We start from the raw sequence: 11,763 nt of genomic DNA, 5'->3' as shown, positions 1-11,763 counted from the left end.
GGATACCTACAATTAGATGAAAAGCTCGATTATTGCCAAGCTGGAAGCGTTACAGGAACGCCATGAAGAAGTGGAAGCGTTACTGGGCGATGCCGGCGTGATTGGCAATCAGGAACGTTTCCGCGCGCTGTCACGCGAATATGCCCAGCTGAGCGATGTGACCCGCTGCTTCCGCGACTGGCAGCAGGTGCAGGATGATGTGGATACCGCTGAAATGCTGCTTGAGGACCCGGAAATGCGCGAAATGGCGCAGGACGAACTCAGACTGGCGCGCGACAAACGCGAGGTGCTGGAGCAGCAGCTGCAGGTGCTGCTGCTGCCGAAAGATCCGGATGACGAACGCCCCTGCTTTATTGAGGTGCGTGCCGGAACCGGCGGCGACGAAGCGGCGATTTTTGCCGGCGATCTGTTCCGGATGTACAGCCGTTACGCTGAAGGGCGGCGCTGGCAGGTAGAGATCATGAGCGCCAATGAAGGCGAGCATGGCGGCTATAAAGAGGTGATCGCGCGGGTGACGGGCGAGGGCGCTTACGGGCGGATGAAGTTTGAGTCGGGTGGTCATCGCGTTCAGCGCGTGCCGGAAACTGAATCGCAGGGGCGTATCCACACCTCGGCCTGTACCGTAGCCGTTATGCCGGAGCTGCCGGAAGCGGAACTGCCGGACATTAATCCGTCCGATCTGAAAATCGATACCTTCCGCTCCTCAGGTGCGGGCGGACAGCACGTCAATACCACCGACTCCGCTATCCGCATCACCCACCTGCCTACCGGCATTGTGGTTGAGTGTCAGGATGAGCGTTCACAGCATAAAAACAAAGCCAAAGCGCTGGCGGTGCTGGGTGCGCGTATTCACGCGGCTGAGATGGCAAAACGCCATGCGGCTGAGGCATCAACCCGGCGCAACCTGCTTGGCAGCGGCGATCGCTCCGACCGTATCCGCACCTATAATTTCCCGCAGGGACGCGTGACCGATCACCGCATTAACCTCACGCTTTACCGGCTGGATGAAACCATGGAAGGCAAGCTGGATACGCTGATCGAGCCGATCGTTCAGGAGTATCAGGCCGATCAGCTCGCCGCGCTGGCCGGACAGGATTGATGGAGATCCGCCGCTGGCGTCAGCTGGCTATGACGGCGCTGAGCGGAGGCGAAAGTCCGAAGCGGGACGCCGAGATCCTGCTCAGCTTTGTGACCGGCAAAACGCGCAGCTGGCTGCTGGCCTTTGATGAGCACCCGCTGAGCGACGCACAGCTGGCACAGCTGGAGCAGCTGCTGGCGCGCCGTCAGCGGGGTGAACCGATCGCTCACCTGACGGGCGAGCGGGAGTTCTGGTCGCTGCCGCTGCGCGTCAGTGACGCCACGCTGATCCCGCGTCCGGATACTGAAGTGCTGGTGGAACAGGCGCTGCTGCGTCTGCCTGCGGGACCCTGTCACGTGCTTGATCTGGGCACCGGCACCGGTGCTATTGCGCTGGCGCTCGCCAGTGAACGACCTGACACGCAGATCACCGGCTGCGATCGCATTCCCGCTGCCGTTGCGCTGGCGCAGGAGAATGCGGCACGGCTGGGTCTCACCAACGCCCGCTTTCAGCTCAGCCACTGGTTTGACAGTCTGCCTGCGACCCGTTATCACCTCATCGCCAGCAACCCACCTTATATCGACATGGACGATGCGCATCTGCTGCAGGGCGACGTGCGTTTTGAGCCGCGCAGCGCGCTGGTAGCCGATGACGCCGGACTGGCTGATATTCGTTTTATCATTCACAGCGCCCCGGCGTGGCTGCAGCCGCAGGGCTGGCTGCTGCTGGAACATGGCTGGCAGCAGGATGCCGACGTGCGCACCCTGATGCTTGAGCAGGGCTATCAGCAGGTTACCACTCTCAACGACTACGGCGGCAATCCGCGCGTGACGCTTGGGCAATATGCATAAAGGGGCACTGGATGGCCAGCTGGTATCTGCAGATTAAGCAGTTTCATATTTTTATCGTGATAGTCAGCGTCAGCCTGTTTCTGCTGCGCTTTTACTGGCTGACGACCGCTTCAGGCTTGCTGCAGCAGCGCTGGGTGCGGATTGTGCCGCACCTGTGCGACACGTTTTTGCTGCTGAGCGGCGCGCTGCTGGTGATAATTACTCACTTTTATCCTTTCACACCACAAGGAAGCTGGCTGACGGAGAAGCTGTTAGCGGTTATTATCTACGTCGCCTTGGGTTTTGTGGCACTGAGTCGTCGTCCGCGGAAGCTGAGCACGCGCTGGATCGCCTGCCTGCTTGCGCTGGTTGCTCTGCTGTTTGCAGGCAAACTGGCGATGACCAAAATGCCGATTTTGGGGATAGTATGACCTCATCAGTAGAATTTGATTTTAATGAATCACCGTTAAGTGAAGCGGTTATCGGTGCAACCTGCGCCATCCGCGACGATTTTTCCGCGCCTTCGGTTCAGCAGCAGCTGTCAAAGCTGGTGGAAGAAGCGCGCGACTATATCAGCAGCGCCACAGATGCCGATCTGCGGCTGGAAAAGCTGCTGGAGCTGTTCTATCGCGAATGGGGCTTTGGCGGCGCCAGCGGTGTCTACAACCTTTCAGATGCGCTCTGGATTGATAAAGTGCTGAAAAGCCGTCAGGGCACGGCGGTGTCGCTCGGCGTGATACTGCTGCATATCGCCGAGCAGCTGGAGCTGCCGCTGATGCCGGTGATTTTTCCGACTCAGCTGATTCTGCGCGCAGACTGGCTGGATGGCGAAATGTGGCTGATCAATCCGTTTAACGGTGAAACGCTCGATACCCATACGCTTGAGGTCTGGCTGAAGGGCAATATCAGCCCCACGGCCAAACTCTATACCGACGATCTGGATGAAGCCAAAACGCTCAGCGTAATGCGGAAAATGCTCGACACGCTGAAAGCGGCGCTGATGGAAGAGAAGCAGATGGAGCTGGCGCTGAATGTCAGTAAAGTACTGCTGGAGATCGATCCTGACGACCCCTATGAAATCCGCGATCGCGGTCTCATCTACGCCCAGCTGGAGTGCGAGCATATTGCGCTCACTGACTTAACCTATTTTGTTGAGCAGTGCCCGGAAGATCCGGTGAGTGAAATGATTAAAGTACAGATCCACGCAATCGAACAGAAACAGGTCACGCTACACTAAGCGTTGCCGGCATAAGGAAAGGTCATGACAGAGAAAGTAGTTAAAATTGGCGATATCGATGTCGCAAACGATCTGCCGTTTGTGCTGTTTGGCGGCATGAACGTACTGGAATCACGCGAGCTGGCGATGCGCATCTGTGAGCACTACGTGACGGTTACCGACAAGCTGGGTATCCCTTACGTTTTCAAAGCCTCTTTTGACAAGGCAAACCGCTCCTCGATTAAATCGTATCGCGGTCCGGGTCTGGACGAGGGGATGAAGATTTTTCAGGAGCTGAAGCAGACGTTCGGCGTGAAAATCATCACCGACGTCCATGAATCCTGGCAGGCGCAGCCGGTTGCCGATGTGGTTGATGTTATTCAGCTGCCAGCGTTTCTGGCACGCCAGACGGACCTGGTAGAGGCGATGGCAAAAACCGGCGCGGTAATTAACGTTAAAAAACCGCAGTTTGTCAGCCCGGGCCAGATGGGCAATATCGTGGATAAGTTTGCGGAAGGCGGTAACGATAAAGTTATCCTGTGCGATCGCGGCAGCAACTTCGGTTATGACAACCTGGTTGTGGATATGCTGGGCTTTAACGTGATGAAGAAAGTCACTAACAACAGCCCGGTCATTTTCGACGTGACGCATGCGCTGCAGACGCGCGATCCGTTTGGTGCCGCATCGGGCGGTCGCCGTGCTCAGGTTGCCGAGCTGGCGCGTGCCGGTATGGCCGTGGGTATTGCCGGCCTCTTCATCGAAGCCCATCCGGAGCCAAACAGCGCAAAATGCGACGGTCCTTCCGCGCTGCCGCTGGATAAACTGGAGCCGTTCCTGGCGCAGATGAAAGCGATTGACGATCTGGTCAAGAGCTTCCCGGTGCTGGACACCAGCAGCTGACAGCCTCTGGCAAATAAAAAGGCACCCGTAAGGGTGCCTTTTTTGTTTTCGCGGTGTATCCGGTCAGAGCATTATTGTCAGCAGATAACCGGCGAACAGCGCCAGATGTGCCGCACCGTTAAGCACATTCGTTCGGCCGGTTGAAAACGAAATATGGCACAGGATCAGAACGGCGATGAGCATGACCATATGCGGTGGCTCCAGGCCAAAAATCAGCGTCTGACCCGTCAGCGTGGCGATGATACTGACCGCGGGCACGGTAAGTGAGATTGTCGCCAGCACGGAGCCGAAAAACAGGTTCATGGCGCGCTGCACCTGGTTGGTCAGTACCGCCCGGATGGCACCCAGCCCTTCCGGTGAAAGGATCAGCAGCGCGACGAGGAAGCCGGTAAACTGTTCCGGAGCGTTAAGCTCTGTGAGCAGCAGCTCAAGCGGGTTAGCGTTCATTTTAGTCACGCTGATAACCGCAATCAGATGGACGATCAGCCAGATTGTATGCCACAGCGAGCTGTGTGCTGAAGGCTTACCGTGATGCGGATCGTCCCCCTCATCCTCATGCTCATAGACAAACAGGCTCTGGTGCGTTTTGGTTTGAATCAGCAGGAAAACGCCATACATCGCCGCAGAGATAGCCGCGATAATCAGCGCCTGTGCGGTGGTGAAATTGCCGCCCGGCAGGGCGTTCGGGAATACCAGTACCAGAATGGCAAGCGGGAAGATGGCAATCATATACTGTTTGACGCCGGCCAGATTGACGTACTGAGTAGCGAATTTTCTGCCTCCCAGCAGCAGCGCGCAGCCTACCAGCCCGGATGTGACGATCATAATGATGGAATAGAGTGTGTCGCGCATCAGTGCCGGTGCGGCGTCGCCCGTTGCCATCAGCGCAGAGATCAGGCTTACCTCCAGAATCACCACGGAGAGGCTGAGGATCAGCGAGCCGTAAGGTTCGCCCAGCCGGTGAGCCAGCACGTCAGCATGGCGCACAACGCTGAAAGCGCTGCTCAGAATAGCCACCAGTGCCAGCAGGTTGATACCGATAACCGGCAGAAGCGCTGTCTGATCGCCAAAAAAGGTCAGCACCGTCAGCGCAGCAACGGGAAGAATCAGCGAAAACTCGCTGTGTCGTGTTTTCTCATGTCCAGGCATTCACCATCCCCATTAGCAAAATGTTTAAAAACCGGCGTCATTGCCTGTTAACTATACGCATTAATTACACTGGCGCAGTGTAGCTTTTCATCACTCGCTGAACAGTTTTTTTACGCGACTTTACTTTTTTCACTTTATTGCTCCTGGTGGCTTAAACAGGAAGTTATTGTCATATTTATATTTCAATTCAGCTAAATATAAACTGCGGGTAAGCAGACAGAGCACAGAAAATGTTGTTTAACGGCTGCAATGACAGGCTTTTTTTTGCCTTATGCAGGCCACTTAAGCTATGAGCGGCAAAAGAAAGCATTTGCATTTTAGCTAAGCTGTTCCAGACTTTAAGTGATACCTGATACCGGAGGAGCTATGCCTTATTCATCAACCAGCGAACTGCCGGACAGCGTGCGTCATGTGCTGCCGGCTCATGCACAAACCATTTACCAGAACGCGTTTAACAGCGCCTGGGATCAGTACAAGGATAAAGAGGATCGGCGGGGCGACGCATCACGGGAAGAGGTCGCACACAAGGTCGCCTGGGCGGCAGTAAAGCATGACTACGTGAAAGGTGACGACGACAAGTGGCATCCGAAAAAGTAGTTGCTGCTGCGGGCCTGAAGAGCCCGCATCATCCCCGGTTTTAATCCTCTCATTATTTTTTCCCGCCCGCCGATACTCTGAAACAGTTCTTTATGTGAAAAGCGTCAGGACAATCTTGAAACCGCAGCAATGAATGCATTACTGTTTCTGACTGTGCCGACGCGCGTCGTTTTCAGGATACCGGTTCGGGATCCAGGCGTGCGGGATGCCAGGGCAGTAGAGGAGATCGCAGTGTTAACCCGGGAATTCTTACTTAAAGCCGATTGCAAAACATCCTTTGGTGATATCGATGAAGCACTGCTGTGGAGCTGTGAAAAGCGCGCCGCTTCGCTTTCTGCCACGCTCGCCTGTCGGCCCGATCAAAGTCCGGTGTGGATCTTTGGTTATGGTTCGCTGATGTGGAACCCGGTGTTTGACGCGGAGGAGGTGGCTTCGGGGCGCCTGGAAGGGTGGCATCGTGCGTTCTGTCTGCGGCTCACCGCCGGACGGGGCACCGAGGCCGCACCCGGACGCATGCTGGCGCTGAAAGAGGGCGGCAGCACCAGCGGCCTGGCCTTTCGTCTGCCGGAGGCGCGCCTGCATGAAGAACTGGAGCTGCTCTGGAAGCGCGAGATGATCACCGGCTGCTATCTGCCCACCTGGTGTGAGCTGCAGCTGGAGGATGGACGCCGCGTTACCGCGCTGGTGTTCATCATGGATCCGCGTCATCCGCTATATGAGGATGACTCCTGCCGCAGTACCATTGCACCCCTGATTGCGCAGGCGAGCGGGCCGCTCGGAACCAATGCGCAGTATCTTTTCTCGCTTGAGCAGGAGCTGGTCAGACGCGGCATGCAGGAAGCCGCGCTGACGCGTCTTGCCGCTGAGGTAAGAGCGCTGCAGCAGCGCAGCGCACCTCAGGCTTAATTACCGGGGTTAATGAGCCAGGTACCAGGCTGCTTAATCGTCAGGGCCTGGCTGCGCACCTGGTCGCCATGCCGCACCTCAAGACGATAGCTGCCGGCAGCGAGATTGAGTGACGCAAAACCGCTGCTGGCGGCTTTCACATCCTGCACTTCACCATTCAGCACGACGCTTTCGCCTGAATGCAGCTGCAGATAGATGGTGGCAATGGCAGGCGTACTGGCCGCCGCCGCCGGTACCTTCGTTGCTGCCGGCGCAGCGGCTTCCGGCGCGGCTGCGACAGGCGGCGTCTCACTGTGACGCACCGTCTGCCACACGACCAGACCCACAGCCAGCAGCGCCACAGCAGCCAGCGCCACTATACCCGGCGAGACGCGCCGGCCTGCTGCACTGCCAGCGATCGGCTCAGCGGCGGCGGCGGCGGGATTCACCGCCACCAGCGGAGGTTCCGGTTCAGCGGCGGTCTCCGGCAGCCCGGCGGGCAGGGCAACAACCGGCAGCGGCGTGCTGAGCGCTTCGGCATCGCTCACCGGCAGATCGATAAGCTGCGCAAAGGCGTCGATGGTCTGCGGACGATCCTGAGGCTTCATCGCCAGCGCACAGTCGATGGCGTGCAGCAGCGGCAGGGAATAGCCTTCAGGCCGGGTGACGGCAAGCGGCTGGTAATTATCCTCAATGCAGCGCACTACGCTGACCGGCGGCGCATGGCCGGTAATCAGCGTGTGTAATACCGCCCCCAGCGCGTAGATATCGGTCCACGGACCCTGTTCAACCTCACCCTCTTCGCTATATTGCTCGATCGGCGCAAAGCCCGGCTTCAGCATGATTTCAGTTTCATCTGACAGATTGCCGATCTCTTTACGCGCTGAACCAAAATCGAGCAGTACCGGCAGCTGGTTATCCTGAATCTGAATATTATCCAGCGAGATGTCGCGATGCAGATAGCCGGCAGTATGAATGGTGTTGATGGCACCAAACAGCGGCGGAAGCAGGCGACGGATCCAGGCTTCATCAACGGCGTCAGACTGGCTCGCCTGCCACGCTTTCAGCGTCATACCGCTATAGAACAGCGTGCCCATATAGGCGGTGCCGTTCTCTTCCCAGAAGCGCAGCACGTGCAGCAGCCCCGGATGATTAAAGCGTGCCAGCAGGCGTGCTTCCTGAATAAAGCTGTTGCGGCCCGCGTTGAACAGTTTCTGAAAGCGCTCACCGCGCAGTTCAAGCGACATGTCGGCAGCGCGCACGGCCAGCGACTGCGGCATATACTCCTTGATGGCGATAAACCGTTCCAGCTGGTGATCCCAGGCGCGGTAGACGATGCCAAAGCCGCCCCCGCCCACGACGTCCCTGATTTCAAACTCGTTAAACCGGTAGCCCGCAGGCAGGGCATTAGGGATATGATTTTCGTTTGCCGACATAGTGAGTTCTCTGAACACATCCTGTAGTGCCTGTTGCCGCGGGGCAGCAGGCAGCGATCGCTGATTAATTAATGTTACGCCAGGCACCGATAGCCGGATCGGCGAGATCCGCATGCAGGGTGTCAATCAGTAACACTGTCACTTTTTGCTGTGGCATAAACTGCGGCGACCAGATGCCGCGTAAACGATCGACCTGCGTTTTCACCGTGCTGCTGTCACTGCCAGCTTTTTTATCCATCTGAATCAGCAGGGTACCGCCAAAGCGCCAGACATGCTCCCGCGCATCAAACGGCAACACCAGCCAGCTCCCGGCAGCGTCCGGCCGGGTCACAATCATTCGCTGTTTATTGACTGCGACAATTTCCAGCGGTTTGCTGCCGGTCGCGAGGCTGGCGACCGGATACCCCTGATAAAAGGTCACCGGCAGCGTTGCAGGTTCACCTTTACTCAGCAGCGTTATGCTGGCTGCGCCTTCCAGCCAGCCTTCCGTTGAGCAGCGCTGCGCCGGCGCATCAGGAATAAACAGCGAAGCACCTTTGTCGTCCCACCAGGTGCGGAAATGACAGCCGCCCGGCAGCGCAAAGTGCTGCAGCGGCGTGTTGTCCGCCGGACGGGAGAGATCCAGCGGTGCGGCGGTGGTGGCGCTGGCGCTGGCGGTTGCATCATTCAGGATAATCGGGCGCCAGTTCTGCAGTTTTGCTGCGCTGCCGTTAGCCAGCACGCTGCCTTCTTTGGTCATCATCTGCCACGGCAGCTCGTCAAGGCTGCCGCACTGGTTCGCCAGCAGCGTGCCTACCCGGGGCAGGAAGCTGGTGAGAATGCGCGTGTCGCTGCTTTTACCGGAGACAATACGTAACGGCAGCGTCTCTTTGCACCAGTCGTCGGGCGCTTTACTGGCAACATTGTCGATCCAGACCTCGAGCGCCAGGCTGGGCGAATAGACCACACGATAATCTTCTGCCTGTGCATTCTGGGCCAGCAGCAGGGCGGCAATGCCCGACAACCACACTTTCATAGGGATCCTTGCAAATCAATAGTGAGGCGGCACAAAGCGCGCCGCATCAGCCTGAGAATAGAGCAGCGTGGCATCCTGCGGTTCGCCAATCCAGATTGCCAGCGCGCTCAGGTTGTCCCGCTTGTCGCTGCGATTGACCGCCTGTTCCATCAGCGTCAGCCACTCTTCACAGGCGTTAACCATGCGTAACGCCTGTTCCATCTCCTGCGTGGTCAGGTTGAGCCAGAAGCCATCCGTGCAGACCAGAAACGCATCGCCGTCCTGGAGGTCAATCGCGCTGCTGAAGGTCACCGGGCGTACCGGCTCAGTGCCGAGGGCATTATAAAGTAAATTACTGTTAATGCCGGAATTTTCATAGCCTGCCTCTTGCAGATGTTGGGCCAGACTATGGTCCCGGGTTACCTCACATAGCGTACCATGACGAAAGTGATAAACCCGGCTATCACCGGCGTGCGCCCACCATGCACGCTGTTTTTCACGGTCAATAAACAGAGCCGCGAGCGTGGTGCTCATGCGGGAAAATTTCGGATTCTTCCCCTGCTCAGCCGCCAGCGTTTGCTGACAAAGAGTGATAGCCGCCTGGGTAGTGGCAGGCGTAAAGCTGCGGCTGTTTTGCACCGCGCTGAGGAGCGTATCGCGCACCAGCTGCGCTGCGTAGTCGCCACCGGGTAATCCGGCTACGCCATCACACACCAGAAAGCAGGCGCGCTCGTCGTCGAGTTGCGCACCGGTGCGATCCTGATTTTCGTCACGCCGGCCCTGCTGACAGCGGCTGGCAAACATCATTTTCATGTCTCATCCGTCCGCGTCTGTGAATCTTTATACTGATTAACTTCCATGTCATACGCGTTGAGAAACGCTTCGCCAAACAGCGTATGGAAGTCATCTTCAATCTCGCCGGCAGTGCGCTGATAGTGTCGCGTAAAGGCGTCCCACAGGGCGGCCTTGCGCCCGCTGCTGAAGGCGATTTTAGGCAGAGCGCCATCCTCGCGCGCGCGATCTTCCAGCCGCTGCGGATTAAACGATTGCAACATGGCAGCAATGATCGCCCGGATACCGGCGATCATGCCCAGCTGATGCGCCTGCAAATCTACCAGCGCATCGCGCACTGCGGCTTCAGGCGGCATAAAACCCGGCATCTGGCTCTGATACATCTGCATCAGCACGGTTTTGCCGGAAGGCAGGATCTTAAACGGATTGTTGGCTTCGTTCAGAATCATGGTCATATCCGCTTTCACGCCGCGCTTAAGAATTGAACGCGAGGAGAGCAGGGCAACGGTTCCCTGAGAAAACAGGCTGAGCATACGACCGGTAACGCGCATCTGCTCTTCACCGAGCGATGTCTGATGACCATTATTGAGTCCCATTCCCTCCAGCAGAGCGGCGATAAGCTTCTCCTCGCCGGCTTCTGCAGGCAGGCGGGTTTGCGGTGCGCTGTCTCGGGCGGGATCGATGGCCAGCCGCGGATCGGGCCGCCGCTCCTGACGTACCGGGGCAGGGGGTCCCGGCATCAGCTCAGCACTCAGGACGGCCTCCTGCTGCATGCCAAGTGGATCGCTGGCGTCCTCGCTAAAAAACGACAGCGGATCGTCCTGTAGCGCAGGCTGATGCGCAGGATCGGTAATTTCCAGCATATATTGACCAATCTGCAGCCGATCGCCATGCTGCAGCAGGGCCTGGGCACCCCGCTGCACCACCTGACCATTGAGCTCAATCGCCGTCACGCTGCCCTGTGCGGTCAGACGGCATTCCCCTTCGGCAGAGAGATGGACAAGCGCCTGCAGGCGTGAGATGGCGCGCGTCTCATCAGGCAGGATCAGATCGTTATCCTGACTGCGGCCAATGGTGCCGCCAGGCGGCATAAAGGTGACGCTTCTGGCGGGCACATCCGTATCGCACTGCACAAAGGTAAATTGCATGAGTCATCCCGTTAACAAGGCAAACGTGCCGGCTTATTCAAACATGGGTGGATAGAGGCCATTACGTCCCGGCTGCGCACCCGCCGCCGGGTTAAATAACAGTGAAAAAAGCTCTGCGGTCAGCGGGCCGCTGTGTTTATGGGTGGCGTGGGCAAAGCCGTCACTGCGATTACTCCACCAGTAGCTGATATGCTGCTGCGGTTCAAACCGTTCTGCCACTTCCTGCCAGCTCAGGGTGCAGGGAAGATCCGCAAAACCGATGACATCCATAATATCGCTGCGCTGATTGCCGGGCACCAGCAGGGGTGAGAGCTGCTGCATCTCTGCTTCCAGGCTCTCCGGCAGGGTGCGCTCGCGCACCGCTGACCAGAGCAGCCCGCCCAGTTCGCGAAACCAGTCGCCGGAGATAGTCAGCTGCGCCGGGTGCCACTCATTCAGCGTAAAGGTGCGCAGGGCCAGCAGCGGCCAGGCGCGTCCTACGCGATCGCACGAGGGCAGCAGGCAGCCCATCTGCACCTGCTGACGCAGCGGCGACAGCGGCAGAACAAAGTTCCACACCGGCGCGCGCAAAAAGAGCTGCGTGCTGGCGTGCTGCTGCTGATGCCAGTGGGTGAGTCCCTGCTGAAACCAGTGACTCCAGGGGGAGACCGTAGCCTCGCTCAGGCGCTGCCGCAAAAAATCGCCGGTAGCGGGGAGTTTGCCATACCAGCCCGGCACGCTGTGGTTCGCCATGTTTAC

Annotated in this window: 13 protein-coding genes; 7 read left to right on the top strand and 6 right to left on the bottom strand. The window is 58.0% G+C overall.

The features are described from left to right. Nucleotides 1-16 precede the first annotated feature (16 nt). The 5 genes from prfA to kdsA are packed head-to-tail and all read left to right on the top strand — an operon-like array spanning nucleotide 17 to nucleotide 4,024. On the top strand, nucleotides 17-1,099 hold the full coding sequence (prfA, locus tag B4056_RS15905) for a peptide chain release factor 1 (RefSeq protein ID WP_094111054.1): 1,083 nt from the start codon (nucleotides 17-19) through the stop codon (nucleotides 1,097-1,099). Further along, nucleotides 1,099-1,929 (top strand): peptide chain release factor N(5)-glutamine methyltransferase, encoded by an 831-nt coding sequence (prmC, locus tag B4056_RS15900; protein ID WP_288655281.1) that lies wholly within the window; start codon nucleotides 1,099-1,101, stop codon nucleotides 1,927-1,929. Before prfA ends, prmC begins: the two co-directional genes overlap by 1 nt. A gap of 11 nt (nucleotides 1,930-1,940) precedes the next feature. Further along, the gene (locus B4056_RS15895) at nucleotides 1,941-2,339 is read left to right on the top strand and encodes a SirB2 family protein (protein WP_150034332.1); all 399 of its coding nucleotides are present in this window, start codon (nucleotides 1,941-1,943) and stop codon (nucleotides 2,337-2,339) included. Beyond that, nucleotides 2,336-3,145 (top strand): invasion regulator SirB1, encoded by an 810-nt coding sequence (sirB1, locus tag B4056_RS15890; RefSeq protein ID WP_039384942.1) that lies wholly within the window; start codon nucleotides 2,336-2,338, stop codon nucleotides 3,143-3,145. Before B4056_RS15895 ends, sirB1 begins: the two co-directional genes overlap by 4 nt. A 24-nt stretch (nucleotides 3,146-3,169) precedes the next feature. Continuing rightward, nucleotides 3,170-4,024, top strand: a complete 855-nt coding sequence (gene kdsA / locus B4056_RS15885; protein ID WP_288655278.1) for a 3-deoxy-8-phosphooctulonate synthase — start codon at nucleotides 3,170-3,172, stop codon at nucleotides 4,022-4,024. A 63-nt stretch (nucleotides 4,025-4,087) separates the two neighbouring features. Here kdsA and chaA read toward each other — a convergent pair whose 3' ends face one another. Then, nucleotides 4,088-5,173, bottom strand: coding sequence for a sodium-potassium/proton antiporter ChaA (chaA, locus tag B4056_RS15880; RefSeq protein WP_039384935.1), 1,086 nt, complete (start codon nucleotides 5,171-5,173; stop codon nucleotides 4,088-4,090). A gap of 366 nt (nucleotides 5,174-5,539) precedes the next feature. Between chaA and chaB the strand changes: the two genes are divergently transcribed. Both chaB and B4056_RS15870 read left to right on the top strand, forming a co-directional pair. Next, nucleotides 5,540-5,770 carry a putative cation transport regulator ChaB gene (gene chaB / locus B4056_RS15875; RefSeq protein ID WP_039384929.1) on the top strand — a complete coding sequence of 77 codons (231 nt, stop codon included), beginning with the start codon at nucleotides 5,540-5,542 and terminating at the stop codon, nucleotides 5,768-5,770. A 231-nt stretch (nucleotides 5,771-6,001) separates the two neighbouring features. Next, nucleotides 6,002-6,676 (top strand): gamma-glutamylcyclotransferase, encoded by a 675-nt coding sequence (locus B4056_RS15870; RefSeq protein ID WP_169713300.1) that lies wholly within the window; start codon nucleotides 6,002-6,004, stop codon nucleotides 6,674-6,676. Here B4056_RS15870 and B4056_RS15865 read toward each other — a convergent pair. From B4056_RS15865 to tagF, 5 genes are all read right to left on the bottom strand, one after another. Further along, nucleotides 6,673-8,091 (bottom strand): serine/threonine protein kinase, encoded by a 1,419-nt coding sequence (locus tag B4056_RS15865; protein ID WP_094111056.1) that lies wholly within the window; start codon nucleotides 8,089-8,091, stop codon nucleotides 6,673-6,675. The genes B4056_RS15870 and B4056_RS15865 overlap by 4 nt on opposite strands. Before the next feature lie 64 nt (nucleotides 8,092-8,155). Next, nucleotides 8,156-9,106, bottom strand: a complete 951-nt coding sequence (locus B4056_RS15860; RefSeq protein ID WP_094111057.1) for a hypothetical protein — start codon at nucleotides 9,104-9,106, stop codon at nucleotides 8,156-8,158. A gap of 15 nt (nucleotides 9,107-9,121) precedes the next feature. Further along, on the bottom strand, nucleotides 9,122-9,898 hold the full coding sequence (locus B4056_RS15855) for a PP2C family protein-serine/threonine phosphatase (protein ID WP_071668902.1): 777 nt from the start codon (nucleotides 9,896-9,898) through the stop codon (nucleotides 9,122-9,124). Then, on the bottom strand, nucleotides 9,895-11,025 hold the full coding sequence (gene tagH / locus B4056_RS15850; RefSeq protein WP_094111058.1) for a type VI secretion system-associated FHA domain protein TagH: 1,131 nt from the start codon (nucleotides 11,023-11,025) through the stop codon (nucleotides 9,895-9,897). The genes B4056_RS15855 and tagH overlap by 4 nt, the downstream gene beginning before the upstream one ends. Before the next feature lie 33 nt (nucleotides 11,026-11,058). After that, complete coding sequence (gene tagF / locus B4056_RS15845) at nucleotides 11,059-11,757, bottom strand: type VI secretion system-associated protein TagF (RefSeq protein ID WP_071668900.1); 699 nt, start codon at nucleotides 11,755-11,757, stop codon at nucleotides 11,059-11,061. Nucleotides 11,758-11,763: the final 6 nt, after the last annotated feature.

This window comes from Pantoea sp. UBA7232, assembly GCF_002473195.1.
GTDB lineage: Bacteria > Pseudomonadota > Gammaproteobacteria > Enterobacterales > Enterobacteriaceae > Pantoea > Pantoea eucrina.
This window is presented reverse-complemented; position numbering and strand designations above follow the sequence as displayed.